Below are 26,242 nucleotides of genomic sequence, written 5' to 3'. Positions count from 1 at the left end.
GCGTCACGACAGCGCGCCCGGCCGGCGCATCGCGGCCTCGTAGAGCGCAGCGTAGCGCGCGATCATCTGCTGTTCGTCATATTCAGCTTGCGCCTTCCGACGGTTGGCGGCGCCGACACGCGCGCGCAGATCGGAATCGGCGATCAGCGCCTGCATTGCGTCGCGCAGGCGGATCTCGCCGGGATGATCGGTGATGAACGGCGCGTTCTCCGGCGCGACCATCGCGGGCACGTCGCCGACCGGCGGCGCGACGATCGGCAGCCCTGCCGCCATCGCCTCGATCACCGCGATTGGGAATTGCTCCGAACGCGACGACAGCGCGAGCAGATCGAAATGCCCCATGAAGCGATACGGCCGGTCGAGGAAGCCGGGAAGCAGGACCTGATCCTCGATCCCCATCGCCAGCGCCGTCCGCTCGATGTTGATGCGATCGGGCCCCTCACCGACGATGACGAGGCGAAAGCGGCCCGAAAGTCCGCCTACGGCGCGGACCAGCGCGGGCAGATCCTTGACGGTGCGCAGGCCGGCAACGGTACCGATCACGATCTCCTTTGGCTTGCGGACGAAGCCGGGGATCGCCTTCGGCTCGGGGCGACGCGTGTAGAGATCGGTCGCGATGCCGTTGACGATACGGTGAACCCTGGTGCGCGGCTGCTTCCACGTATCGAGCGCGATGCGTTCGAGCGTTGTCGAGGGCACAACGAGCGCGCGCGCCGCGCCGAGCGCGAGGCGGCGATAAAGGTTGCGCTCCCGCTTCAGCCCGCCGGCCTCATCCTCGTTGAAGCCGTCTTCGTGATGCACCACCGGCGGCACGCCGCGGCCGAACACGCGGCGCGCCATGACGCCGTCGATCGCGCCCCAATTGTACGTCAGCACCAGATCGAAGCACCGCATGTAGCGCGCAATCGCATCGTAGCGCTGGACCGAGGGGCGGCCCTGCAGGGGCGGCGGGTCCTGCGCGATCTCGTACTTCACGTGCCGCTCGATGCGGTCGCGAGCGCCATAGTGGCCGTCCATGCCGGAAACGACCGTGTGGCGTGCACGATCGCCGAACGCGTTCATCAGCCGCACCGCGCGCGCCTCCTTGCCGCCGAGATCGAAGGTGGAATGGAGGTGCAGGATGTTGATCGGCTGAGGCATGGCGCCGCGACGTCTAGGCGAAAAAGCCGCGCGCGTTGAGACCCAGCGCGATTCATGCGTCAGCCGCGTTCCCGGGCGGCCGGACACATGACCGACGTCACCCGTTCGGGTTGTCAGCCATTGGAGAAGAGCGTGCAGCAAATCGTCGACGACATCGCGGCGGAGGTCGCGGACAAGGCCGCCGAGATCGAGGCAGCGGGCGATGCGAAGGAGGAAGGCAAGGCGCCCGGCGCGTTCGGCATCGCCGTCGCCACCGTTGACGACGAAATCTATTCCGCCGGCGAAGCGACGACACCCTTCCCGCTACAGAGCATCGCCAAGGTATTCGCGCTCGAACTCGCGCTGTGCGCGATCGGCGACAAGGTGTTCGACCGCGTCGGGCGCGAACCGTCGGGCGATCCGTTCAACTCGATCGTCGATCTGGAGCGCACGCACGGCATCCCGCGCAATCCGTTCATCAATGCCGGCGCGCTGGCGATCGTCGATATCTTGGTCGAAGAGCTCGGCGACGACGAACAGGCGAGCGCAGTGGTCAATTTCGTGCGCCATCATGCCGGGCGCGACACCGTCCCGCTAAATCCGGACGTGCTGGCATCGGAACATGAGGGCGGCGATCTCAATCGTGCGATGATGAGCTTCATGCGCCATCACGGCAACCTCCACGGCTCGCTCGACGCGGTGATGGAGGCGTACGTCAATCAGTGCGCGATCATGCTCGATTGCCGCGGACTGGCACGCACAGGGCTGTTCCTCGCGCGCACCCGTCGCTCGCGAAGCGACGATGCGGCGGAGGCGACCGCGGTGCGGATGCGCAAGCTGCTCGGGCTGATGATGACGTGCGGGCATTACGACGGATCGGGCGATTTCGCGGTACGCGTTGGTTTGCCGGCGAAGAGCGGGGTCGGCGGCGGCATCATCGCGGTCGCGCCCGAGAGAGGCGCAATCGCGGTCTGGTCACCCAATCTCGATCAGAACGGCAATTCGATGCTCGGCGTGCGCGCGCTCGAGATGTTCGGCGCGCGGACCGGCTGGTCGGTGTTCGGACCACCGCTGGACTGAGCCGGCGGCGGGGGGCATCAGCCGCGAGCGGTGATCGCCGTCTTGGGGATGTGCGTGATGCGGCAGGCGAGATCGGCCTCACCGCTCGCCACGATCCAGTGATCCCCGCCGTCGACCAGCCCCGTCGTGAAGACGACGTTATCGAGATAGAGCTGGTGCTTCAGCGGTTCGGTCAACGCTGGGTTCGGCTCGAGTAGCGCCGTGTGATTGGTGGCGAGCGCGCGCCACGGCTCGTCCTTGTCGAGCAGCGTCCAATAGGTGCGGTAGATGCCGACGACGCCCGACGGCTCGACGCCGTGCCACAGCGTCAGCCACCCTTCCTGCCCGTCGACCTCGGTCAACACCGGCTGCGCGCCGCCGCCCATCCGCGCCGTCGCTACGGTGGCGGCGTGCGGTCGGATGCCGGGGTGGTCGCTCGGCTTCCAGTGCAAGGCGTCGGGCGACGAGGCGAGGTTGATCGACGGGCCGGCGCGCCACTCGCTGCCGGGGGGATAGGCGAAGTAGAGATCGCCCAGCGGCCGCGTCTGTGCCCAGAACTTGCCGCCGATCATTCCTTCGAAGATCAGCATGTCCTTGTTCTGGTGATCGAGAACGATGCCTTCGAGCTGCCAGTCGCGGCCATCCGCGCTGGTATAAAGCGTGGTCGAATGCCGTTCCGGACTGACCGAGCAGCTCGTCATCAAATAGCGTTCGCCGACGCGGCTGATGCGCGCATCCTCGACGCCGTAATTCTGATAGCCGGCGCGCGGCGCGATCGCATGGTCGTAGTGGACCGCCTCGACGCGGCGCCCCTCGGGGTCGAGCTCGACCGGCAGCAGCCATGATAGAGAGGTGAGCGCCATCACCTTCCACCCGCCGCCGCGCATCATGAACTTGCGCGGATCGGCGGTGTCGACGAGCTGGAGCGGCCAAGGGTCGAGCGTGTAGCCGCCGCCGGTGGTACTGCCTTCCCAGCGGATCGCGCGGACGTGACCGTCGCGGATCGGGGTGCGCAGCGCCTCGGCGATCCGCACCATCAAGAGGAGGTTGCCGTTGGGCAGCCGCGTCATCCCCGGATTGAACGCGCCGAGGACGTAGGTCTCCTCGTCGATCCGCCCGGCGAGCGGCGAGCGCGACAGGTCGACATCGTCGGGGGCAAAGACGAGGTGGTCGAGCGGGAACGTCATTCCTGATCCTGCATGCGCGGCGAGATTGTGATCTGCTGCACGACCGCGCGGCGCGGCTGTGTCAGCAGATAATGGACGCCGACCGCGATATCTTCGGCGCGCAGCATCTCTTCTTTGTTGATGCGATCGACCTGGTCCTCGCCGTCCTTCACCATGTCGCTGCCGGTGAGGCCCGGTTCGACCAGCGAGACACGCACGCCCTTCTTGCCGAGCTCGCGACGTAGCGCGATCGCGAAGCCCTGGATGCCGTATTTGATCCCGGCATAGACGGTGGAGCCGGGCCCGAGGACATAGGCGCTCATCGAACCGACGAGAACGATGTCGCCCTGGCCTTTTGCGTCCTCACCATAGGCGCCCATCGCCTTGGCGGCGGCCTGTGCGGACAGGAGATAGCCGGTGAAGTTGCTGCCGATCGCGTAGCGCAGATCGGCTTCACTCATTTCGGTGAGCCCCTCGGCGTGGCGCGCGGCGTTGACGACGGCGACGTCGAGCCCGCCGAGATACTCCGTCGCCGCCGCGAACAGCCGATCGACATTGTCCGCCTCAGCCAGGTCAATCGATAGGCCGTCCCCCTCACCCACCTCGCGGATGCGGGCGAGCGCGTCGGCCAGATGTTGCTGATCGCGGCCGCAGATGAAGACCTTCGCCCCCTCGCTGGCGAGCAGCACCGCGATCGCGCGGCCGATCCCGGTCGTTCCGCCGGTGACGAGGACGCGGCGGCCGGCAAGCGGCGTCGCGCCGGTATGCGCGTCGGAAAAGTCGGTCATCATGGCTCCCGTCTGGTCGAAGCCCCGACGTTTCAGCGGCTTGGCGGTTCCTTGCCGGCGCGTTCCAGCAGCCGGTCGATCGCGCCCTGCACGCCGGGCTCGGCAAGCGTTGGCGCGTGGCCGATGCCGGGCAAGGTGACGAGCTCGGCCTGCGGGAGCGCGGCGACCATGCGGTCGGCGGTAGCGGCGCTCAGGATATCCGATCGGCCGCCGCGCACGATCAGCACGGGCGCGGATGCAAGCGAGGCGAGCGCGCGCCACATGTCCGGCCCCGCCTCGTTCCCCGGCACGCGGAACGGCTCGGCGATCTTGAGGTCATAGTCGAGCACGATGCGGCCGGCGCTGTTGAGGCGATAGAGCCGCTTCGCCATCGCCAGCCACTCCTCGATCCCCCAATCAGGATAGATGTCGGCATTCGCCTCCTGCGTCGCGCGCGCGGCGTGCATCCATGTCGGCCAGGCGCTCGACTTGCCGACATAGCCGCGGATGCGGTGCAGCCCGGCGGCTTCGATCTCGGGCCCGACATCGTTGAGCAGCGCGCCCGCCATGCGCCCCGGCAGCATCCCGGCGAGCAGCATCGCCACGATTCCGCCGAGCGACGTGCCGACCGCGACGAAGCGATCGATCTCCTGATCGGCGAGCAACGCGGCGATGTCCTGCGCGTAGGTGAGCGGGACGTAGCTCATCGGATCCTTGGCATAGGCGCTCTCACCGCGCCCGCGCAGGTCGATCGCGAGCACGCGGCGGCGCCCCGATAGGCGGCGGGCAAGCGCGTCGTAGTCACGCGCGTTGCGCGTCAGCCCAGGCAGGCAGAGTACCGGCAACGCCTCGCCGCCGCTGGCACCGTCGCCCGGATAGTCGCGCGCGTGCAGCCGCAGCCCGTCTCCCGACCACCAAAACAGATCTTGCCACGCGGCCATGCCCGTCCTCCCGTGTCGCGTCGCGCCCCTATCGCCGTGCGTTGCTCACCCCGCAAGCGACACGCCCGTTCGGCTCGCTCATGCGGCGCTCGCGGCCGCGGCTTGTCTCGCGCCGGGCAAGTCTCGTAAGGGCGGGCGAATGCCCATCGCGTACGGGCAGCGTACCAGAGGTTTGCCCTTGAGCGAGATCGTCTCCTTCGAACCCGCGACCGGCGCGGAACTGTGGCGCGGGCCGATCGGCGACGTCGATGCGGAGGTGGCGGCGGCGCGCGGCGGTTGGGCCACCTGGGCGGCGCGCCCGCTGACGTATCGTATCGAGACGATGCGGCGCTTCGCCAACGTGGTGCGCCAGCGGCAGGACGCGCTGGCGGACATCATCGCGCGCGAAACGGGCAAGCCGCTGTGGGAAGCGCGCACCGAAGTCGACACCGTGATCGGCAAGGTCGACATCTCGGTCTCGGCCTATGCCGATCGCACTGCACAGCGGCGGCTCGACGCGCCAATGGGATCGCGCATGGCGCTGCGACACAAGCCGCATGGCGTATTGGCGGTGCTCGGGCCGTATAACTTCCCGGCGCATCTGCCCAACGGCCACATCGTCCCCGCGCTGATTGCGGGCAACGCGGTGATCTTCAAGCCATCGGAAAAGACGCCGGCTACTGGCGCGTTCCTGGTTGAATGCTATCGCGCGGCGGGCGTACCGGAGGAGTGCATCCGCCTGGTGATCGGCGGACCCGACGAGGGCCGCGCGCTCGCCGCACACCCGGACATCGACGGGCTGCTGTTTACCGGATCGGCGCGCACCGGCATCGCGCTCAATCGCGCCTTCGCGGAAAAGCCGGAGAAGATCCTGGCGCTGGAGATGGGCGGCAACAACCCGATCGTGGTGTGGGACACGCCCGAGATCTACACCGCGGCCGTCCTCGTCATCCAATCAGCGTTCACCACCGCGGGCCAGCGCTGCACCGCGGCGCGGCGGCTGATTGTCGACGAGCGGCTGGCGGAGCCGTTGCTCGATCAGATCAACCGGCTGCTCGGACGCCTGATCATCGGTGCGCCGCACGACGACCCCTCGCCGTTCATGGGTCCGGTGATCGACAACGATACCGCCGATCAGCTGACGGAGAGCTTCCTTGCACTGCTGATGCGCGGCGGCAAGGTCATCCGGCATCTCGAACGCCCGGTGGCGGACCGGCCGTTCCTCAGCCCCGGGCTGATCGACATGACCGACGTCGCCGACAGACCCGATCTCGAGCTATTCGGGCCGATCCTGCAGGTCGTTCGCCTGTCCGATTTCGAGGCGGCGATCGCGGAGGCGAACAACACGCGCTACGGTCTCTCCGCCTCGCTGATCAGCCAGACGCCGGCGCTCTACGACCGCTTCTGGGCCGGCGCGCGCGCAGGCATCGTCAATTGGAACCGGCCGACCAACGGCGCCTCGTCCGCCGCGCCGTTCGGCGGGATCGGCTGGTCGGGCAACCACCGGCCGAGCGCCTATTACGCTGCCGACTATTGCGCCTATCCCGTCGTCTCGAACGAGGCCGACGCCGCGCGTGCCTCTATCGGGATCGGGTTGCGCGACGGCTGAAGGCGCCACCGGCGGCGATCAGGCAGCAGGCCCCCGGCGTGGCACAAATGGCACAATCATCGCGAAAAACGCCCGGGTCGGACAACAGGGGTGTCGCAGTGCGGCAAAGTCGCGTCCAAATATACGCTCTTCGCAGTTCGCGCCTCTCGCTGCCTGCATCAACAGGAGAAAAGATATGATGACCAAGTTCCTGACCAGCCTCAGCGCCACTGCGCTCGTCCTCGCGCCTGTCGCCGCTTCGGCCGCGCCGGCGACCTCGCCTGCCGCCAAGCTCTCGGTCGCCAAGTCGGCGCGTGCGGGCACCGCAACCGCGAAGGCCGATCGCCTAGCCGGCGTGTCGATCGTTCCGGCGATCCTCGGCGCGCTGATCATCGCGGGCGGCATCTACCTCATCGTCGACGACAACGACGATTCGGACAGCAACTGATCTGTCGAAGGGGCGGCCCCCGGGTCGCCCCTTCTTTTTGCGCGACCGTCGGCGCCTCTCTCGCCGAGCTGTAATCCGCGCCCGCGGCATCGCCGCCTGTTCGTAGCGCGCGTTGGCACCGGCTCGACATGCCTGGAAGCCGCCAAATCTGACTGCCGCTCCACCGATAGCTAACCTACGCCGACGCGAAGCATCGCTCGGTTGCCGCTCATCCGCGGCTCGCCCATTTCCTCGGGCATGACCAGCCTTCTCGATCCGGACGCGCGCGGGCGCGTCATCCTCGTCGGCGCCGGCCCCGGCGATCCTGGCCTGTTGACGGTGCGCGCGGTCGAGGCGCTGCACGTTGCCGACGTCGTTGTGCACGACGGGCTGATAGATCCGCGCGTGCTGGATATCGCGCCGGCTGGCGCGCACCGTATCTCGGTTGCCAAGCGGCGCGCGCGCCACACGCTGCCGCAGGAGGCGATCAACGCGCTCATCGTCGCGCACGTCCGCGCGGGCAGCATCGTTGTGCGACTGAAGGGCGGCGATCCGTTCATCTTCGGACGCGGCGGCGAGGAGGTCGAGGCGGTGCGCGCCGCCGGCCTTGCGGTGGAAGTGGTGCCGGGCGTGTCGGCGGCCCTCGGTTGCGCGGCGGAGGCGATGCTGCCGCTGACGCACCGCGACCATTCGAGCGCGGTCAGCTTCGTCGCCGGCCAGTGCAAGGGGCTGACCGAGCAGGACTGGGCCGGGCTCGCCGGCCAGGGTCGCACTCTGGTGATCTACATGGGCGTTGCGACCGCTGAAGCGATTGCCGACAAGCTGATGGCCGACGGCGTCGCGCCCGACATGCCTGTCGCCGTGCTCGAGAAGGGTACGCTGCCGGGGCATCGCGCGCTCAAGACGCTGCTTGCCGATCTGGGCCCGATGGTGGAACGCGAGGCGGTGGCGAGCCCGGCGATCATCGTCGTCGGCGAGGTCGTCGAACTGTCCGACGCCGAGGACAAGCTGGTCGCGTGGGCGCGCGCCGCGGAGGGAATGAACGCATGAAACTGCTGACGGGCAACGATCTGCCGACCGGCGACGTGACGTGGTGGACGGGCAACGGCTGGTCGCGCCACGTCGAAGACGCCGTCGACGTCGCCGACAAGGGCGAGGCGATTGCAAAGGCCGAAGAAGGCGCGCGGCGTGTCAACGGCCCCTATGTCATCGATGCGACGGCGACCGCGGAAGGCCCGCGACCTGCGCACATCAAGGATCGTATCCGTGCGCTTGGCCCGACCGTCCGCCCCGACCTGACGCTGAAGCCCGCCGATGCCGATGCCGGCAGCTGGGTGATTTGATGATGTTTCGTCGGGTGGGGCTGCCACGCCGCCCTGCCCTTCCGCTTTCCCTTCTCGCGTAACGCCGCTCCAGGCCTTCCGCGAACCGCAGATTTGGACGAAAGTCGCGATGTATAAATACGATCAATACGACCAGTCGATCGTCGACGCGCGGGTCGACGAGTTTCGCGATCAGGTGAAGCGCCGCCTGGCGGGGCAGATCAGCGAGGACCAGTTCAAGCCGCTGCGGCTAATGAACGGCCTCTATCTGCAGCTTCACGCCTACATGCTGCGCGTCGCAGTGCCCTATGGCACGCTCGACAGCCGGCAGATGCGGATGCTCGGGCATATCGCGCGCAAGTATGACCGCGGTTACGGCCACTTCACCACGCGCCAGAACATCCAGTACAATTGGATCAAGCTGGAGGACGCGCCCGATATCCTCGCCGATTTGGCGACGGTCGAGATGCACGCGATCCAGACCAGCGGCAATTGCATCCGCAACATCAGTTCGGATCAATACGCTGGCGCCGCCGCGGACGAGGTCGCCGATCCGCGTCCCTGGGCCGAGCTGCTGCGCCAGTGGAGCACCTTCCACCCCGAATTCAGCTACCTGCCGCGCAAGTTCAAAATCGCCGTCATCGCTAGCGCGGAGGATCGCGCGGCGATGCGGCTGCACGATATCGGCATTGAGTTGGTGAAGCGTGACGGCGTTCTCGGCGGACGCGTGTTCGTCGGCGGCGGCATGGGCCGTACGCCGATGATCGCTCCCGAGATCAAGGACTTCGTCGCCGCCGACGATCTGCTGAGCTATCTTGAGGCGTGCCTGCGCGTCTACAATCGCTACGGCCGGCGCGACAACATCTACAAGGCGCGGATCAAGATCCTGATCCACGAACTGGGCGCGGACGAATACCGACGCCAGGTCGAGGCGGAGTTCGCACACGTCAAGACGCTGGGGATCGATCCCCCGCTTGCCGAGTTCGAGCGGATCAGCGCCTTCTTCGCGCCGCCCGCGTTCGAGGCAGGCGCGGCCGACGCGGTCGACCGCAGCGACCCTGATTTCGCGGTGTGGCTCGACCAGAACGTGAAATCGCACCAGGCCTCCGGCTATGCAATCGTCAACATTTCGCTGAAGCCTGTGGGCGGCATTCCCGGTGATGCGAGCGCCGACCAGATCGACGTGATGGCCGATCTCGCGCAGCGCTACTCGTTCGACGAGCTGCGCGTCACGCACGCGCAGAACATCGTCCTGCCGCACGTGCGCAAGGCGGACCTCTATGCCGTTTGGCAGGCGCTGACCGACGCCGGGCTCGCGGAGGCGAACCTCGACCTCATCAGCGACATCATCGCCTGTCCCGGCCTCGATTACTGCAGCCTCGCCAACGCGCGCTCGATACCGGTCGCGCAGAAGATCGCGACGCGCTTCAAAGATCTCGATCGACAGCGCGACCTGGGCGAGCTCAAGCTCAAGATCTCGGGCTGCATCAACGCCTGCGGCCACCACCACGCCGGGCACATCGGCATCCTGGGCGTCGACCGTAAGGGCAAGGAGAATTACCAGCTGCTGCTCGGCGGTTCGGGCGCGGAGGATGTGAGTCTCGGCAAGATAACCGGCCCCGGCTTCGACGAGGATGGCATCGTCGACGCGATCGAGCGCGTCACCGACAAGTTTGTCGCGGTGCGCGAGCCAGGCGAGCGCTTCCTCGATACCTATCGCCGCGTCGGCTTCGATGCGTTCAAGGAGGCGATCTACAATGGCTGATCTGGCCGGCAACACCGACGCGCTGCTGCGCTTCCGTGACGACGAGGCGCACGACGAGCCGGCGGTGACGCTCGATTCGTTTCTTGAGGGGCAGACCAACGCCGGCGCGGTGCGGATCGAGGCGGGCGACGACGCGCGCGCGCTGCTGCCGCACCTCGGCCAGCTCGCGCTGATCGAAGTGAGCTTCCCCACCTTCCGTGACGGGCGCGGCTATTCGGCAGCGCGCGTGCTGCGCGAGGCGGGCTATACCGGCGAACTGCGCGCCGCGGGCGACGTGCTGGTCGACCAGCTGCCGTTCATGCGCCGCTGCGGGTTCGACAGCTTCGCCCCGGAGACGCCGATCGACCCGGACACGCTGAAGCGCAGCCTCGATCGCTACGATTACCATTATCAGTCGGCCGCCGACGCGGCCGTGCCGGTGTGGAAGCTGCGCCATGGCTGAGGCCGCGCTGCGCCTCGATACGATCGACGTCTCGCCCGCCTTCACCCAGGCGGACGCGGCGGCGATGGAGGCGCGCTTTGCGGGGGTCGAGACGCAGGAGATGCTGCGCATCCTGCTAACCGGCGATCTCGCTGGGCGGGTGACGGCGGTGTCCTCGTTCGGGTCCGAATCAGCGGTACTGCTGCACATGATCGCACAGGTCGACAAGGACGTGCCGGTCATCTTCACCAATACGCAAAAGATGTTCGGCGAAACGCTTGAATATCGTGACGAACTTTCCGAGCAGCTCGGGTTCACTGATCTGCGCGTCTATCGCCCCGATCCACGGCTGCTGGCGGCGAAGGACGCGACCGGGTTGCGCTGGTCCTACGATCCCGACGGCTGCTGCGACCTACGCAAGGTCGAGCCGCTGCGCCGCGCGCTGCTGCCGTTCGACGCCTGGATCTCCGGCCGCAAGGGGTTCCAGTCGAAGACCCGCGCCGCACTGCCGCGGTTCGAGATCGACGAGGGGCGGCTGAAGCTCAATCCCCTCGCCGACTGGGACAAGGCGCGGATCGACGCCTATTTCGACACGCACGAATTGCCGCGGCACCCGCTGGAGGCGAACGGCTATCCGTCGATCGGCTGCAAGCCGTGCACGTCGAAGGTCCTGCCCGGCGAGGACCCACGCGCCGGACGCTGGCGCGGCTGGGACAAGGTGGAATGCGGGATCCACGTGCCTGAGAAGCCGGGCGAAGAGCCGGCGTTCTGATCCGCCGCGTGGCGGCTGAAGACGCACCGCTCTTCAGGCCTGTCCAGCAGCGACACGAACCTCTTCCGATCAATAGCCGGCGTAGTCGCTGAACCGCGTAACGCTGGGATCGAACTTCATCGTCACCTTGCCCGTGGCACCATGACGCTGCTTGGCGATGATGAGTTCGGCGAGACCGTAGACGCGCTCCATGTCGCTCGCCCACGCCGCATGATCCTCGAAGATCTTCGAATTGTCGCCCTCAGTCGGCCGCTTGGGCTCCTTTGCGGCGACGTAATAATCCTCGCGGAATACGAACCACACCATGTCCGCGTCCTGCTCGATCGAGCCGGATTCGCGAAGGTCCGAGAGCTGCGGGCGTTTGTCCTCACGCTGCTCGACCGCACGGCTGAGCTGTGACAGCGCCAGTACAGGAACGTGAAGATCCTTCGCGAGTGTCTTCAACCCGCGACTGATCTCGGAAATCTCCTGCACGCGATTGCCATCGCTCGACTTGCCGCTGCCGCTGAGGAGCTGGAGGTAATCGACGATGACGAGGCCGATTTCGTTGTTGTGCCGCCGCTGCAAGCGCCGCACGCGCGTGTGCAGCGCACTGATCGACAAGCCGCCGGTATCGTCGATGAACAGCGGCAGGCTTTCTAGGTCGGCGGCCGCGGCTGCGAGCTGGTGGAATTCGGCGCGGCTGATGTCACCGCGGCGCAGCTTCTCCGACGTGATGCGCGACTGTTCGGCGAGGATACGCGTCGCGAGCTGATCGGCGGACATTTCGAGGCTGAAGAAGGCGACCTTGGCGCCGATCGACTCGCTCGGCGCGATGCCCGCCTTCATGTCCATCATCCAGCGCTGCGCGGCGTTGAACGCGATATTGGTGGCAAGCGACGTCTTGCCCATGCCGGGGCGCCCAGCGAGGATCATAAGATCCGAGCGGTGCATGCCGCCGATCCGGCCGTTGACCGTATCGAAGCCGGTGGTGATGCCCGAGACCTTACCGCCCGAGTTGAGCGCGGTCTCCGCCATCTTGAGCGCGACCTTCGTTGCCTGCGCGAAGCTCTTGATCGCATTCTCCGTCGTCCCGTCGGCGGCGACCTTGAACAATTCCTCCTCGGCGAGCTCGATCTGGGCACGCGGGTTGACCTCCTCCGACGTGTCCATCGCACGATCGACCAGCGTGCGACCCACCGTCACTAGCGCGCGGAGCATCGCGAGATCGTAGATCTGCTTGGCAAATTGCCGTGCGCCGATCAGCCCCGCGCCCGAGCCGGTGAGCTGCGCGAGATACGCCGGGCCGCCGAGCTCGCGCATCCCCTCGTCCGCCTCGAACATCGGACGTAGCGTGACGGGGGTGGCGAGCATGTCGTTCGATCGCAGTGTCTTGATCGCCGCAAAGACGCGGCCATGCACCGGTTCGTAGAAATGCTGCGGATCGAGTTGGTCGGCGATGTCGTCCGCCAGCCGGTTGTCGATCATCATCGCGCCGAGCATCGCGGCTTCGGCCTCGACGTTGCGGGGCAGGTGGACGGGTTCGGCCGGGGCCGTGTGCGGGAATGCCAGGGTTGCCATCAGGCGCCGGCTTGTACCGTCGCGCGGCACGGACGGGAACCGCCGGCGTGTGTGGATAACGAGAATTGTCGCAGCGACGATTGGTCTCTATCGCGACCAGATGGCCGATCCGCGGATCATCGACATCGAACTGGACGAACGGACGATCCTGTGGCGCTCGGCCGATATCGAGCAGGAACGGCGGATCGCAATCTTCGATCTGATCGAGGGCAATCACTTCGCCCCGCAGAAGCAGCACCCCGACAGCTATGCCGGGCCGTACCGGCTGGCGCTGTCGGTCGAGGAAGGGCGGCTGGCGATGCAGATCAAGCGCGAGGACGGGACGCCGCTTGAGGCGCACATCCTTGGCATGGGCCGCTTCCGCCGGCCGATCCGCGACTATTTCGCGATCTGCGACAGCTACTTCCAGGCGATACGTCAGGCGACCCCGCAGCAGATCGAAACGGTCGACATGGCGCGGCGGGGCATCCACAACGAGGCCGCCGAGCTGCTGCGCGAGCGGCTGGCGGGAAAGATCGACGTCGATTTTGACACCGCGCGGCGGCTGTTCACGCTGATCTGCGTGCTGCACATCAAGGGCTGACGCGATGTACGGGATCGGCCGTTTCGTCGTCATCGCGCTCGCCGTGGCGGTGCTTGGCGTCGCCGGATGGCGATATGCTGCGCACTGGCGGCCCTCCCCCGAGACTTACCCAGTGCAGGGCGTCGACGTCAGCGAGGCGAACGGCGCGGTCGAGTGGCCGGTGGTGGCGGGCGGTGGCGCCGATTTCGCCTATGCCGTCGCGACCAACGGCGCGGTGCAGCGTGATTGGCAATTCGAGGCGAACTGGCAGGGGATCGCCGCCGCGGGCATGCGGCGCGGGGCGGTTCACGTCTGGTCGATGTGCCAGCCGGCGGTCGCGCAGGCGAATGCGTTCAACACCGTCGTCCCGCGCGATGATGAGGCACTGCCCGCCGCGATCGACATCGACGCGGTCGAGGGATGCGACGCCCAGCCCGAGCGGCAACAGCTGGTCGACGCCGTCCGTCAGGCGGCGAGCATGATCGAGGCGCATACCGGCAAGCCGGTGATGCTGCGCGTGTCGCGCGCCATCGAGCGGCGCTACGATCTGGCGAGTGCGATTCCGCGTCCGCTGTGGGCAGAAGGCAATTTCTTTGCGCCCGATTACGCCTCGCGCCCGTGGCGGATGTGGCGGGCAAGCGACCGGCGGCGGATCGACGGGGTGGACGGAACGATCAACTGGGACGTGGCGGCGCAATGAACGATATTGTGGAACATGGCGATGAGGCGCCGCGGCTGATTGCGGCGGCGCGCGCGGCGGCGAGACACGCGCACGCCCCCTATTCCAATTTCGGCGTCGGCGCGGCGGTGCTGCTCACCGACGACACGATCGTGCCGGGCGCGAATTTCGAGAATGCGAGCTACGGCTTGTCGCTGTGCGCCGAGACGGTGGCGATTGCCACCGCGAGCGCAAGCGGCCGGCTAGGCGACATCGTCGCGATCGGTGTCGTTGGTGGGATGATCCGATCGGGCGCGATCACCGGCGAGGACGTGGTGCGGCCCTGTGGCCGCTGTCGCCAGGTGATCAATGAGGCGGCGCAGATCGGCGGGCGCGACGTTCGCGTCTATTGCGTCGGCGCGCAGGGCGACGCGATCGCGCGTTACCGCCTGTCCGATCTGCTGCCGGACGCCTTCGGGCCGGCGGACCTGGGGATCGGCGTCAACCGCTCCACCTGATCGCCGGCCATCGAAGGCGGGTCAGCCGAGCGCGTTGGCGCTCGCGTCACCCAGATCGCTGCCACCGTCGACGTTGAGGATCGCGCCGGTGACGTATTTCGCCTCGGGGCTCGACAGCCACAGTGCCGCCTCTGCCACGTCGGCCTTGGTGCCATAGTCGCGCAGCGCGAGTCGGCCTTTGATCTGCTGCTCGCGCGCTGGATCGCCGCCGAGCCGCTTCATGCCCTCGGTATCGCCGATCGGGCCGGGCGAGATGCCGTTGACGCGCACGCCGGCCGGCCCCCATTCGAGCGCGAGGCACTTCGTCACCATGTTGACGCCGGCCTTGGCGGCGCAGGCGTGGATCTGGAACGACGACGGGTGAACCGCCTGCCCGGCGGTGATCGCGATCAGCGACGCGCCGGGCTTCACCAGGTGATCGTAGCTCGCCCGGAACACGTTGAACGTGCCGAGCAGGTCGATATCGACGACGGTTTTGAACGCGTTGGCCGACAGCTTGACCGCGGGCGCGAGGAAGTTGCCCGCCGCGCCCGAGATCAGGACGTCGATCAGCCCGAACTTGTCGGTCGCCTGCGTATAAGCCGCCTCCAGCCCCGGATAGTCGCGCACGTCGCACGCTATGCCGATCGCCTCCGCGCCTGTGTCGCGGATCCCGGCCGCCGCCGCCTCGATCTTGTCCGCGCTGCGGCTCAGCACGGTTACCTTGGCGCCTTCGGCGGCAAAGGCATGCGCGATGCCCAGGTTGATCCCGCTCGACGCCCCCGCCACGAATACGTGCTTGCCTGCATACCGACCGGCCATCACCCTCTCCCTTTTGTTACCATAACATCAGTTACGGCGCCGCGATGCCCTGATCCGCCCCGTTGCGCAAGGCTGGCCTTGCCGCCCGATCCGTCGATCGGTAGCGGCGTGGCGGAGCGTTCGAACAGGGCGACGGATTAGCCGATGGCGGCATGGGATGAAGTGGATCGGCTGGCGCAGGCCGTGGTCGCCGTCGGCGCCGAGATCGGCCTGCCATTCGTCGCGGCGCAGAGCGATATCGGGGACGCCGCGCCGATGGCCGATCGCGCCGGCCGCCCCTACGCCGAGCGAATGCCATGGGTGAGCAGCGCGCCGAATTACTGGCTCAACCGCGGCCTGGCGCTGCGCGCCAGCTTCCTTCACGCCGCGCGCGTCTTTGCCGAGCCGATCTGGTTCGCCGACGATCGGCTCCATTCATGGCGACCGACCGACGCGCTCGCCGCGATCGACTGCACCGGCGTGACGCGGCAGTTCGGCTTCGCTGCGGCGCTGATCGTTCCCGTCCACCTGCCCGGCGGGCAGGTCGGCGTGGTGCTGTGGGTCGCGAGCGAACCGGTCGATATCGCCGCGATCTTCACCGCACAGGCGGAGCGGCTGTTCGCACTGGCCTACCGCTTCCTCGCGGCGCATCGCGAGGCGGCGTCGAGCAGGGCCCGGCCGCAGCCTGGTCAGCTGTCCGCGCGCGAGGCGCAATGCGTCCGCTGGGCGGCGGCGGGCAAGACCAACGCGGAGATCGGCACGATCCTGACGCTGTCGGTGTCGACGGTGCGTTTCCACCTGCGCAACGCCGCCGAGAAGCTGGGGGCGACGACGCGCGCGCGGATGATCCAGATCGCCACCGGGCACGGCTTCCTCGGCCCCGATGCGTAAGTGATGCGGCCGACCTGGCAGGAGCGTCAGGGTGGACAGCGGCGCGGCATTGCGCATGATGGCGCGATGGAGAGCCTGAACAGCGCCGCCGCGCGCACCTTTCGCGACGAGGTGCGCACCTTTCTCGACGAGAAGCTGACGCCAGAGCTGCGTCGCGGCGCGCGGCGTGGGACCAGCGTGTTCCTCCACCCCGATATCGCCGTGCCGTGGCAGAAGATCCTGCACGCACAGGGCTGGGCCGCGCCCGACTGGCCGGTCGAGCACGGCGGTACGGGATGGAACGAAATCCAGCGCTATATCTGGGCGGAGGAATATGCCCGCGCGCATGCGCCGTCGCTGTCGCCGATGGGGCTGAAGATGGTCGCCCCCGTCATCATGCATTACGGCACGTCGGAGCAAAAGGCTGAGCTGCTGCCGCGCATCCTGTCGGGCGACGATTACTGGTGCCAAGGCTATTCCGAGCCGGGGTCGGGCTCCGACCTCGCCTCCCTCAAGCTGCGCGCGGTGCGCGACGGCGACGATTACGTCCTCAACGGCTCGAAGATCTGGACGACGCACGCGCATTTCGCGAACCGCATGTTCTGCCTGGTGCGCACCAGCACGGAGGGGCGGCCGCAGACGGGCATCTCGTTCGTCCTGCTCGAGATGAACACGCCGGGGATCACCGTAGCGCCGATCACCACGCTGGCCGGCGAGCACGAGTTCAATCAGGTGTTCTTCGACGACGCGCGCGTGCCGGTGAGTGGTAGGTTAGGCGCGGAGAACGACGGATGGACCGTCGCCAAGCACCTGCTGACGTTCGAGCGTGGCGGCCGCTACGCGCCGGGGCTGGCCTCGCATCTGGCGCTGGTGCGTGAGGCGGCCGAGGCGACCGGCTGGCTCGATCACGACAGCAATCGCGAGCGGCTGGCGCGCGAGGCGATCGCGATCGACGCGTTGCGAGCGATCGAGCTCGCCGTGCTCGAAGGTCGTGGGCCGGCAGACAGTGTGCGCCCGTCGATGCTGAAAGTCTTGGGGACCGAGGCATCGCAGCGGATCGACCTGCTCGCACTCGACGTCGCTGCCGGATGGGACGGGCCGCTCGACGAGGCGCCCGACGCAATCGTAACCGCGATGCCCAAATATCTCAACAACCGCGCGAGCAGCATCTACGCCGGCTCGAATGAGATCCAGCGCGATCTGATCGCGCGCGTCGTCGTCGACTAGGCCGCCTGACGGCCAAACGAAAACGGCCGCCCCGGGGAGGGAGCGGCCGTCAGTCGTCAGATCGGTCAATCGATCAGATCTTGTCGCCAAGCGCGCCCTTGACGCTGCCCTTGACGTCCTGACCGGTGCCCTTCGCCTGCTGCGCCTCGCCTTCGGCTTCCAGACGCTCATTGTCGGTCGCCTTGCCGACGGCTTCCTTGACGTTGCCGGCGATCTTGTTGCCCGCGGCGGACAGCTTGTCGGTGAGTTCACCCATGATGGCGCTCCGTTGGTTCGAGGGGCGCGACCGCTTAAGCGACCGCTTACCTATTCAACGGCATTGATCCGCATCAGTTCCGCAGCGTCCCCGATCAAGCGGCGTAGCGGCGCAGGTGCGCCTGGGCGGTGCCATCGCCCTGTGCCAGCGTACGGGCGCGGCGAAAGTAGCCGCCGAGCGCGAGTTCGGCGGTGAGCCCCATCGCGCCGTGGATCTGCACCGCGCCCTCGCCAACGAGTCGCGCGGCATCGTCACACGTCACGCGCGCGGCGGAGACGGCGTTCACGCGCTCAGCCGCGTCCGCGTCGAGCACGTCGATCGCGACGTCGGTCATTGCCGCGGCAAGTTCGAGCTGCATCGCCATATCTGCCATGCGGTGGCGCAGCGCCTGGAAACTGGCGATCGCGACACCGAACTGACGCCGTTCCTTGGCGAAACGCGCGGCATCGCGCAGCATGGTACGACACAAGCCGACGATCTCCGCACAGTGCAGCACCGTCAGCGCGTCCTCCGCCCACGCCCGCTGATTGCCAGCGCAATCGAGCGCTCGCGCGGGATCGGTCGCGCGGGGGCCGTCATTGCCGCGCTCGCCGAGCCGCGTCGCGATCCAGTGCTCCGCCCAGGGAAGCGTGACGTTGGCGCGACCGAAGGCGGCCGCGACGACGGCGGCATCGCGCACCTCCTCGCCAAGGCCATCGTCCTGCGCCGCGACGCCGAGCGCGCCGAGACCCGCCTCGTCGACGATCCGCCAATCGCTGCTCGCCACCGTCAGCATCCCGTCGAGCGTCTCACCAAGCATCCGCTGCTCTTCGGTGCGTGCGAAATCCATCAGTTCACCTTTCGATCGAGACCGGCCCAGAATGGCTCGCGCAGCGTCCGCCGCAGGATCTTGCCAGACGGGTTGCGCGGGAGCGCGTCAATGAAGTCGACGCTCTTGGGGCATTTGAAACCGGCGATGCGTTCGCGCGCATGGCCGATGATCGCCGCGGCATCGGCATCGGCCCCCGGATGCAGGACGACCATCGCCTTCACCGCCTCGCCCCATTTGGGATCGGGCACGCCGATGACCGCGACGTCGGCGACCGCCGGGTGGCCGTAGATCGCGCTCTCCACCTCCGCGGGATAGACGTTCTCCGCGCCGGTGATGATCATGTCCTTGATGCGATCCTGGATGAAGAGATAGCCGTCCTCGTCGAGAATGCCGGCATCGCCGGTACGCAGCCAGCCGTCGCCGACCAGCGCCTTGACGCTCTCTTCGGGCTTGTTCCAATAGCCGCGCGTGTTGTTCGGGCTGCGGATCGCGACCTCGCCGATCGTCCCTGGCGGCACCTCGTTGCCGTCCTCGTCGAGGATGCGCAGCTCGACGCCGGGCAGCGCCTTACCCGCCGCGGTCATCTTGTGCTCGCGCCCGGGCAGGTGATCCTCGGGCGGCAGCGCGACGATCGAGCCCCACGTCTCGGTCATACCGTAGACCTGGACGAAACCGCAGCCGATACGCGCCACCGCCTGTTGCAGCAGCGGCAGCGGGATCGGGCTAGCGCCGTAGGACAACGTCTCGATTGACGAGAAATCGGCGGTTGCGGCCTTGGGATGCTGCAGCATCAGCCCGATCGCCGCTGGCACGAGGAACAGCCGGCGCACGCGATGCGCGGCGATCGCATCCATCACCGCGCTCGCGTCATATTCAGCGTGGATAATGAGCTCCTGCCCACTGTTCACCGCGCCGAGCGCGACGCCGACCCCGCCGATATGACCGTAGGGCATGGCGATAATCGTCGCGTCGCCCGGGTTGGCGAGCAGCCAGTCGACCTGGGCGTCGAGCTGCGCCTGGCGCTGGCGAATGCCGTTGGCGTGGCTGAGCATCACGCCCTTCGGCGCGCCGGTGGTGCCCGAAGTGTAGAGTTGGAGGACAACATCGTCTTCGTTTACGGCAATCGCTGGCGGTACCGGGCCCTGCGCGTCGCGCCACCGTGCGAAGCCTTCATCGAGGATGACAACGTTCGCCATTGGAAACGCGCGATTGAACGCCGGCTCGACGAATAGCGTCCTGGCGCCTGAATCGGCGAGGATGCCGTCGACCTCCGCCGGCGCCAGCCGCCAGATAACGGGCACCAGGATCATCCCCGCGCGCGCAACGCCGAGTGCGAGCTCGACCGCCCAATCGCTGTTCTTTCCGAGATAGGCGACGCGATCTCCCTTGCGCATCCCCATCGCGATCAGCCCGTTGGCAATCTGGCTCGCATGTCGATCAAATGTCGCGTAATCGGTGACGCGATCCTCGAAGCGCAGTGCGACCTGATCGGGCCGTTCGACGGCGTGCCGCGCCAGCGCTTCGCCGAATGTCGGCGGCAGGTTGCTCATCCTTCCCTCCCCTCACCCGTCGCCGCGCTATGCGCGCGATCCCGATGGTTCATCGGCGAGTGTGCCGACGCCCGCTGCGGCTTGCCAGCACTTTTCACGCTTGCGATCGCCGCACCGCTGCACGCCTAGCAGGACATTCGGATGACGCAGCCTGACACGTTGGTCAGGCTTAGGCGATCGGCCCGGGAGGGAAGCTCGGGCCGATCGCCCTAGTAACCTGCTACGAGATCACTCCTCGCCGCCTTCGGGCTCCGCCATGCCGCGATGCATCTGCGCGAGGACTGACTGCGGCAGCAGCCCGGAGCCGATCACCTGCAGCTTGTTCGACAGGCCGGACACGATGTGCCCCTTGCCCGCGATCAGCGCGTCCCATCCGTCCTGCGCGACCTTGGCCGGATCGGCCTTCGACTCACTTTTGCCGACGGGCGTGTCGAGCATGTCGGCACGCGCGAAGAACTCGGTGTCGGTCGGCCCTGGCATCAGCGTCGTCAGCGTGACGCCGTCGACGTCCTTGATCTCGTTGCGCAGCGCCTCGGTGAAATTGTCGATGAACGCCTTGGTCGCATTGTAGATCGCATTGAAAGCGCCCGGGATGTATCCGGCGATCGATCCCGTGACGAGGATCTTGCCCGAGTTGCGCGCCACCATATCGCGCAGTGTGCGCTGCAGCAGGTAGACGGTACCGGTGATGTTGGTGTCGACCGATCGCCGCCAATCGGCGACGCTCTCGTCGAGGAACGGCCCGCCCTTGCTGATCGCCGCATTGGCACAGACGACGTCGATCCGTCGCCCCGCCGCCGCGTCGAGCACGCGATCGACCCCGTCGATCGTCGACAAATCGGCCTCGATCGCCTGCACTTTCGTGCCGAATTGTTCGAAATCGCGGGCGGCAGCATCGATCAACGGCTCGTCGGCGACGACGATGATGTCATAGCCTTCGCGCGCCGCGATGCTGGCAAGCTCGAACCCAATACCGGTCGATGCGCCGGTGATAATCGCCAATTTGTCGGCCATGATGATATCTCCTAGCGCACCGTCCGCGGCACGCCTCGCTGGTGGATCAGAGCTGGATACGGTCCAGGCCGGGCTTCAGGACCACCTTGGTCACCTCGTTCTGGCGATCGTGGAACATCCGGTATCCGTCCGGGGCGTTCTCGAGCGGCAGCGTGTGACTGATGAGGAAGGTCGTATCGATCTTTCCTTCCATGATCGCGGCGAGCAGCCCCGGTAGGTAATGCTGGACGTGCGTCTGCCCGGTCTTGAGCGTCAGCCCCTTCTCCATGAAGGCGCCGAGCGGGAATTTGTCGACAAAGCCGCCGTACACCGCCGGCATCGACACGCGTCCGCCCTTGCGGCACGCGATGATCGCCTGACGGATCGAGTGCGGACGATCGGTACCGAGGAAGGTTGATGCCTTGATCTGGTCGACGATGTTGTCGACGAACAGGCCGTGCGCTTCGAGGCCGACCGAATCGATGCAGGCATCGGGCCCGATCCCACCGGTCATCTCCATCAGCGCTTCGTAGGCCGCGCTCTCCTCAAAGTTGATCGTCTCGGCGCCGAAGCGCTTGGCGAGTTCCAGCCGATGCGGGAAGTGATCGATCGCGATCACTCGCTCCGCACCCATCAGAAACGCCGACTGGATCGCGAACAGCCCTACGGGCCCGCAGCCCCATACCGCGACGGTATCGCCGGGCTCGATATCGGCGTTCTCCGCCGCCATCCATCCGGTCGGCAGGATGTCGGATAGGAACAGAACCTTCTCGTCCTCGACGCCGTCCGGAACGACGATCGGGCCGACGTCGCTGAACGGCACGCGGACATATTCGGCCTGCCCACCTGAATAGCCGCCCGTCATGTGGCTGTAGCCGAACAGGCCGGCCATCGGCTGGCCGTACAAAGTCTGTGCGATATCCTGGTTATCCGCCGGCAGGCCGTTGTCGCACGCCGAATATTGGTGCTTGCCGCAGTGGAAGCATGATCCGCACGAGATGGTGAAGGGCACAACGACGCGCTGCCCTTTCTTCAAGGTCGATTTGGCACCGATCTCGACCACTTCGCCCATGAACTCGTGGCCAAGAATGTCACCCGACTGCATCGTCGGAATATATCCGTCGTAGAGGTGCAGGTCCGATCCGCAAATCGCGGTCGACGTTATCTTGATGATTGCATCGCGCGGATTGAGGATCTCGGGATCGTCGACCGTGTCGACGCGCACGTCGTGCTTGCCGTGCCAGGTGAGCGCGCGCATCAGTTTTTTCCTTCCTCTAGGAGGCGCGTGTTGCGCGCGCCGGTGGCGATCTCGCCCGTCTCCATCAACTGCTTGAAGCGGCGCAGGTCACGCCGCGCCTGAATCGCGGGCTCACGCTGGAACAGCTTGGCGATCAGCTTGCCGATCGCGCCCGCCGGCGGATCATAGAGGATCGTCGCGGTGACGACCGTGCCACGTCCACCGGAGGCGTCGCGGAACTCGACGCGACCGCTGTTGGGCACCTCCGCTCCCTCCTCGGACGCCCAGGCGATCACCTCGCCCGCACGATCCTCGGTGATCTGCGCAACCCATTCGACATCGCGACCCGCCGGTGCCTTGACCACCCAATGCGAGCGCAGATCGTCGAGCATCTCGATCCGCTCGACATTTTCCATGAAGGTGGCGAGCTGCGGCAGATTGCGCCAATAGGCGTAGAGCTCGTCGCGCGGTCGATTGATCGTGACGCTGCGGGCGACCAGCGTATCCGCATCGCCGTCCGCAGGGACATCGATCGAGCCGTTCGTTGCCGCCGCCACCGCCGCCGCGCGATGCTTCGACGTGGCGAGCGGCGCATCGTCCGCCGACGTCGTGTGGGCTGGATCCGCCATTACCTTCTCCTCGGGAATGCTGATCCAACGAGGGCGACTCGACGCCCGTTCCGCGAATTCTATGTAACCTCAATCAATCTAACGCCGCTGTCGCGCCTTTGCGGTGGACGAAAGCGGCAGAAAGCGTGGACGGCAAATCCTAAGGGATCTCGGCCAAAACACTGGTCAGTTACGGCATCCATCGTGCTTACCTGAAGCAGACGTCCGTTCACCGCTTTGTTGCTGCTTGACGGGAGAAAGATGCAATCCGACTTACGGCGTCGGCGGTAGGAGAATGGATGTGGTCGAAGCACGTTGGAACGGTGCATTGATCGCGCAGAGCGATGATACGGTAATCGTGGAAGGCAACCACTATTTTCCTGCCGACAGCGTCGACGCGGTAGTCCTTCTGCCAAGCAGCACGACAAGTTTCTGCCCGTGGAAAGGGACGGCTCATTACTACAGCTTGCGCGTGAATGGCGCCGAGAACCATGATGCCGCATGGTACTACCCTGAACCCAAAGCAGCGGCCGACCAAATTCGCGGTCGCATAGCATTTTGGAAGGGCGTTCGGGTAGATTAGCTGCCCTGCCCGCTAGTGGGTTTACCGGCCGGGGATCGAAAGCCGTCGTACCTTCTGCAGTTGGACGCCCATAATAGGCGACGTTGGACAGTCAGGTTCTGCAGACACGCTCGACCTCAAGGACGGTTCGACGTGTGACGTTGCCACCTTTGCCTGGCTAACAAACTCCGCCATCCGGCTATCCACCTGCCCCTTCAAAAAAATGTGCATGGGACCTTCGGCGTCCAGCTTCGTTCCTATGACGAGCCAAATCTGGCGACGAAGGAAATCTGCATGAGCGACATGACCACCGCTACCGGCAACGGCGGCGAGACCCATCAGCGTGCGGCGGGCGATGCGCCTGTGCTGACGACCAATCACGGCATGCCCATCAGCGACAATCAGAACAGCCTGAAGTCCGGCGCGCGGGGCCCGACGCTGCTCGAAGATTTCGTCCTGCGCGAAAAGATCTTCCACTTCGATCACGAGCGTATTCCCGAGCGCATCGTGCACGCGCGCGGCTCCGGCGCGCACGGCGTCTTTGAGGCGACCGACGATATCAGCGACCTGTCCAAGGCCGCCGTCTTCACCAAAGGCGAGCAGACCGAGGTATTCGTTCGCTTCTCGACCGTCGCGGGCGGCGCTGGCTCGGTCGACACGCCGCGCGACGTGCGCGGCTTCGCCGTCAAATTCTACACGCGCGAAGGCAATTGGGATCTGGTCGGCAACAACATCCCAGTCTTCTTCATCCAGGACGCGATCAAGTTTCCCGATCTTGTTCACTCCGTGAAGATGGAAGCCGACCGCGCCTATCCGCAGGCGGGAAGCGCACACGATACTTTCTGGGACTGGGCGAGCCTGATGCCTGAGACGACCCACATGCTGATGTGGGCGATGTCGGATCGCACCCTGCCGCGGTCGTTCCGCACGATGGAGGGGTTCGGCGTACACACCTTCAAGCTGGTCAATGCAGGTGGGAAGGCAAGCTTCGTCAAGTTCCATTGGAAGCCGCGCCTCGGCCTTCAATCGACGATCTGGGACGAAGCATTAAAGCTCCAGGCGGCCGACAACGACTACCAGCGCCGCGATCTGTGGGAAGCGATCGACACCGGATCGTTCCCGCAATGGGATCTCGGCATCCAGGTCTTCGACCAGGAATTTGCCGAAGCACAGCCTTATGACGTGCTGGACGCGACCAAGCTGATCCCGGAAGACGACGTGCCCGTGCGGATCATCGGCACGCTGACGTTGAACCGCAATCCGGACAATTTCTTCGCCGAGACGGAGCAAGTCGCATTCCTGCCGACCAATATCGTGCCAGGCATCGACTTCTCGAACGATCCGCTGCTGCAGGGGCGGCTGTTCAGCTACCTGGATACGCAGAACTCGCGGCTGGGAACGACGAACTTCCACCAGATCCCTATCAACGCGCCGCGGTGCCCGTTCGGAAACTTTCAGCGCGACGGGAAAATGCAGACGCATGTACCGAAGGGCCGTGCCAACTACGAGCCGAACAGCCTCGCCGCGCACGGCGAGGACGGCGGCCCGCGCGAGAGCATCGAGCGCGGCTTCGCGACGGTGAACGCCGCCACCGGGCCGGACGAGCAGGGCGACAAGCTGCGCATCCGCGCGGAATTGTTCGCGGATCACTATAGCCAGGCGCGGCTCTTCTATCGGTCCCAGACCGAAAACGAGCAGGCGCATATCGCTTCGTCGTTCGTGTTCGAGCTGTCGAAGGTCGGCGTGCTCGATCAGGTGCCGCCGCGCATGGTCGCCAACCTGCGCAACGTCGATGAAGATCTGGCGAAGCGCGTCGCCGATGGCTTGGGCATCGACCTGCCGCAGAAGGCTGCGGCGGCACGCAACCCGATCGACATGGCGCCTTCCGATGCCTTGTCGATCCACAAGAACATGAAAGACACGCTGAAGGGGCGCAGCGTGGGTGTCCTGTTCAACGACGGCAGTGACGGTGCAGCGATCGACGCTGTGGTCGCGGCTGTCGAAGCCGCTGGGGGTAAGGCCGTGCTGGTCGCGCCAAAGGTTGGCGGTACGACGCTTGCCGATGGATCGAAGCGTAAGGCGGATGGCCAGCTTGCAGGGTCACCGAGCCAGATCTTCGACGCTGTCGCGGTGGTACTATCCGACGAAGGCTGCGCGGCGCTACTGAAGGAAGCAGCGGCTGTGCAGTTCGTGATGGACGCTTTCGGCCACCTGAAGGCCATCGGCGCCAGCGATGCCGCTCAACCGCTGATTGACAAAGCTGGGGTTGAGAAGGACGACGGTGTGACGGAACTGGGCGACGCCTTCGTGGCGGCGGCGAGCCGGCGCTTCTACGCGCGAGAGGCAGGCGTACGAACGCTGGCGTGAAAAGAACGGCGAGCCGGCTCGCTGCCGGCTCGCTGCCGCGTTTAATCAGTTGATACGACGTCGCACGCCATGTGTTGCATGTCGGCTGTTGAATGCCCTGAGCTTGGCACTCCCGCCGTTCGATCATGCGAAAATAGCTTGGCTTCCAACAGGCAGTTCCAGGAAAGATTAGCTACTACGCTCATGGAGTGCGGGAGCGACGCGCCCGTTCGAACCAAGTCAATACAGCAAGTACGCCGAGGCACGCCCGAGCAAAAGCGTCGCCGACGAAATTGTAGATCGTACGGCTGCTTTCGGAACCTGTTATTCTCTTCGGTCCCTTTGCCGTTATCGTTCTGCGGCGTGTTTCGGAGCGGG

General features: G+C 66.3%; 27 protein-coding genes. 15 read left to right on the top strand and 12 right to left on the bottom strand.

The window, feature by feature from the left end; translation table 11 throughout:
* Positions 1–3: 3 nt before the first annotated feature.
* A complete protein-coding gene (locus B7L05_RS05970; RefSeq protein ID WP_085809404.1) occupies positions 4–1,140 on the bottom strand; it encodes a glycosyltransferase in 1,137 nt (378 codons plus the stop codon).
* Between the two features lie 87 nt (positions 1,141–1,227).
* Here B7L05_RS05970 and glsA point away from each other — a divergent pair, with 87 nt between their 5' ends.
* Positions 1,228–2,199, top strand: coding sequence for a glutaminase A (glsA, locus tag B7L05_RS05965; RefSeq protein WP_218775993.1), 972 nt, complete (start codon positions 1,228–1,230; stop codon positions 2,197–2,199).
* 17 nt (positions 2,200–2,216) lie between these two features.
* Here glsA and B7L05_RS05960 read toward each other — a convergent pair whose 3' ends face one another.
* From B7L05_RS05960 to B7L05_RS05950, 3 genes are read right to left on the bottom strand one after another with little or no spacing between them, the layout of a single operon-like run.
* Positions 2,217–3,365 carry a glycosidase gene (locus tag B7L05_RS05960; RefSeq protein WP_085809403.1) on the bottom strand — a complete coding sequence of 383 codons (1,149 nt, stop codon included), beginning with the start codon at positions 3,363–3,365 and terminating at the stop codon, positions 2,217–2,219.
* Complete coding sequence (locus tag B7L05_RS05955) at positions 3,362–4,132, bottom strand: SDR family oxidoreductase (RefSeq protein ID WP_085809787.1); 771 nt, start codon at positions 4,130–4,132, stop codon at positions 3,362–3,364. The genes B7L05_RS05960 and B7L05_RS05955 overlap by 4 nt, the downstream gene beginning before the upstream one ends.
* 32 nt (positions 4,133–4,164) lie before the next feature.
* The gene (locus B7L05_RS05950) at positions 4,165–5,052 is read right to left on the bottom strand and encodes an alpha/beta fold hydrolase (RefSeq protein ID WP_085809402.1); all 888 of its coding nucleotides are present in this window, start codon (positions 5,050–5,052) and stop codon (positions 4,165–4,167) included.
* A gap of 139 nt (positions 5,053–5,191) precedes the next feature.
* On the opposite strand from B7L05_RS05950, the gene astD reads away from it, so the two are divergent.
* The 7 genes from astD to B7L05_RS05915 all read left to right on the top strand — a co-directional run bounded on the left by astD (position 5,192) and on the right by B7L05_RS05915 (position 11,326).
* Positions 5,192–6,640 carry a succinylglutamate-semialdehyde dehydrogenase gene (gene astD, locus B7L05_RS05945; protein WP_085809401.1) on the top strand — a complete coding sequence of 483 codons (1,449 nt, stop codon included), beginning with the start codon at positions 5,192–5,194 and terminating at the stop codon, positions 6,638–6,640.
* A gap of 175 nt (positions 6,641–6,815) precedes the next feature.
* Positions 6,816–7,067, top strand: a complete 252-nt coding sequence (locus B7L05_RS05940) for a hypothetical protein (protein ID WP_085809400.1) — start codon at positions 6,816–6,818, stop codon at positions 7,065–7,067.
* Between the two features lie 237 nt (positions 7,068–7,304).
* Positions 7,305–8,096 carry a uroporphyrinogen-III C-methyltransferase gene (gene cobA / locus B7L05_RS05935; protein WP_085809399.1) on the top strand — a complete coding sequence of 264 codons (792 nt, stop codon included), beginning with the start codon at positions 7,305–7,307 and terminating at the stop codon, positions 8,094–8,096.
* Positions 8,093–8,389: a DUF2849 domain-containing protein gene (locus tag B7L05_RS05930; RefSeq protein ID WP_085809398.1), complete on the top strand. Its 297-nt coding sequence runs from the start codon at positions 8,093–8,095 to the stop codon at positions 8,387–8,389. Before cobA ends, B7L05_RS05930 begins: the two co-directional genes overlap by 4 nt.
* Before the next feature lie 109 nt (positions 8,390–8,498).
* Positions 8,499–10,133 carry a nitrite/sulfite reductase gene (locus B7L05_RS05925; RefSeq protein ID WP_085809397.1) on the top strand — a complete coding sequence of 545 codons (1,635 nt, stop codon included), beginning with the start codon at positions 8,499–8,501 and terminating at the stop codon, positions 10,131–10,133.
* Complete coding sequence (locus tag B7L05_RS05920; RefSeq protein WP_085809396.1) at positions 10,126–10,575, top strand: DUF934 domain-containing protein; 450 nt, start codon at positions 10,126–10,128, stop codon at positions 10,573–10,575. Before B7L05_RS05925 ends, B7L05_RS05920 begins: the two co-directional genes overlap by 8 nt.
* Positions 10,568–11,326 (top strand): phosphoadenylyl-sulfate reductase, encoded by a 759-nt coding sequence (locus tag B7L05_RS05915; protein ID WP_085809395.1) that lies wholly within the window; start codon positions 10,568–10,570, stop codon positions 11,324–11,326. Before B7L05_RS05920 ends, B7L05_RS05915 begins: the two co-directional genes overlap by 8 nt.
* A gap of 69 nt (positions 11,327–11,395) precedes the next feature.
* Here B7L05_RS05915 and B7L05_RS05910 read toward each other — a convergent pair whose 3' ends face one another.
* Complete coding sequence (locus B7L05_RS05910; protein WP_085809394.1) at positions 11,396–12,886, bottom strand: replicative DNA helicase; 1,491 nt, start codon at positions 12,884–12,886, stop codon at positions 11,396–11,398.
* Positions 12,887–12,986: 100 nt separating this feature from the next.
* Here B7L05_RS05910 and B7L05_RS05905 point away from each other — a divergent pair, with 100 nt between their 5' ends.
* The 3 genes from B7L05_RS05905 to cdd are packed head-to-tail and all read left to right on the top strand — an operon-like array spanning position 12,987 to position 14,624.
* A complete protein-coding gene (locus B7L05_RS05905; RefSeq protein ID WP_085809393.1) occupies positions 12,987–13,469 on the top strand; it encodes a UPF0262 family protein in 483 nt (160 codons plus the stop codon).
* A 4-nt stretch (positions 13,470–13,473) separates the two neighbouring features.
* Complete coding sequence (locus B7L05_RS05900) at positions 13,474–14,148, top strand: GH25 family lysozyme (protein WP_085809392.1); 675 nt, start codon at positions 13,474–13,476, stop codon at positions 14,146–14,148.
* Positions 14,145–14,624: a cytidine deaminase gene (cdd, locus tag B7L05_RS05895; protein WP_085809391.1), complete on the top strand. Its 480-nt coding sequence runs from the start codon at positions 14,145–14,147 to the stop codon at positions 14,622–14,624. The genes B7L05_RS05900 and cdd overlap by 4 nt, the downstream gene beginning before the upstream one ends.
* 21 nt (positions 14,625–14,645) lie before the next feature.
* Here cdd and B7L05_RS05890 read toward each other — a convergent pair whose 3' ends face one another.
* Positions 14,646–15,425 (bottom strand): SDR family oxidoreductase, encoded by a 780-nt coding sequence (locus B7L05_RS05890; protein ID WP_085809390.1) that lies wholly within the window; start codon positions 15,423–15,425, stop codon positions 14,646–14,648.
* A gap of 144 nt (positions 15,426–15,569) precedes the next feature.
* On the opposite strand from B7L05_RS05890, the gene B7L05_RS05885 reads away from it, so the two are divergent.
* Together B7L05_RS05885 and B7L05_RS05880 are read left to right on the top strand one after the other, a co-directional pair.
* Positions 15,570–16,295, top strand: a complete 726-nt coding sequence (locus B7L05_RS05885; protein ID WP_085809389.1) for a LuxR family transcriptional regulator — start codon at positions 15,570–15,572, stop codon at positions 16,293–16,295.
* A 3-nt stretch (positions 16,296–16,298) separates the two neighbouring features.
* Positions 16,299–17,501, top strand: a complete 1,203-nt coding sequence (locus tag B7L05_RS05880; protein WP_307718256.1) for an acyl-CoA dehydrogenase family protein — start codon at positions 16,299–16,301, stop codon at positions 17,499–17,501.
* Positions 17,502–17,574: 73 nt separating this feature from the next.
* Here B7L05_RS05880 and B7L05_RS05875 read toward each other — a convergent pair whose 3' ends face one another.
* From B7L05_RS05875 to B7L05_RS05850, 6 genes are all read right to left on the bottom strand, one after another.
* On the bottom strand, positions 17,575–17,757 hold the full coding sequence (locus tag B7L05_RS05875; protein ID WP_085809388.1) for a CsbD family protein: 183 nt from the start codon (positions 17,755–17,757) through the stop codon (positions 17,575–17,577).
* 94 nt (positions 17,758–17,851) lie between these two features.
* On the bottom strand, positions 17,852–18,586 hold the full coding sequence (locus B7L05_RS05870) for an acyl-CoA dehydrogenase family protein (RefSeq protein WP_085809387.1): 735 nt from the start codon (positions 18,584–18,586) through the stop codon (positions 17,852–17,854).
* Complete coding sequence (locus B7L05_RS05865; protein ID WP_085809386.1) at positions 18,586–20,118, bottom strand: long-chain-fatty-acid--CoA ligase; 1,533 nt, start codon at positions 20,116–20,118, stop codon at positions 18,586–18,588. The genes B7L05_RS05870 and B7L05_RS05865 overlap by 1 nt, the downstream gene beginning before the upstream one ends.
* 228 nt (positions 20,119–20,346) lie before the next feature.
* Entirely contained in the window at positions 20,347–21,132 is a 786-nt protein-coding gene (locus tag B7L05_RS05860) for an SDR family oxidoreductase (RefSeq protein WP_085809385.1), read from the bottom strand.
* A 46-nt stretch (positions 21,133–21,178) separates the two neighbouring features.
* Entirely contained in the window at positions 21,179–22,369 is a 1,191-nt protein-coding gene (locus tag B7L05_RS05855) for a zinc-dependent alcohol dehydrogenase (RefSeq protein WP_085809384.1), read from the bottom strand.
* Complete coding sequence (locus B7L05_RS05850; protein WP_085809383.1) at positions 22,369–22,977, bottom strand: SRPBCC family protein; 609 nt, start codon at positions 22,975–22,977, stop codon at positions 22,369–22,371. The genes B7L05_RS05855 and B7L05_RS05850 overlap by 1 nt, the downstream gene beginning before the upstream one ends.
* Before the next feature lie 280 nt (positions 22,978–23,257).
* Here B7L05_RS05850 and B7L05_RS05845 point away from each other — a divergent pair, with 280 nt between their 5' ends.
* Positions 23,258–23,539 carry a DUF427 domain-containing protein gene (locus tag B7L05_RS05845; RefSeq protein WP_144037182.1) on the top strand — a complete coding sequence of 94 codons (282 nt, stop codon included), beginning with the start codon at positions 23,258–23,260 and terminating at the stop codon, positions 23,537–23,539.
* Positions 23,540–23,812: 273 nt separating this feature from the next.
* Entirely contained in the window at positions 23,813–25,885 is a 2,073-nt protein-coding gene (locus B7L05_RS05840; RefSeq protein ID WP_085809785.1) for a catalase, read from the top strand.
* Positions 25,886–26,242 lie beyond the last annotated feature (357 nt).

Source organism: Sphingomonas sp. TZW2008 (genome assembly GCF_002117915.1).
Taxonomy (GTDB): Bacteria; Pseudomonadota; Alphaproteobacteria; order Sphingomonadales; family Sphingomonadaceae; genus Sphingomonas.
The sequence above is the reverse complement of the archived record's forward strand: the minus strand, read 5'-3'. Positions and strand labels throughout refer to the sequence as shown.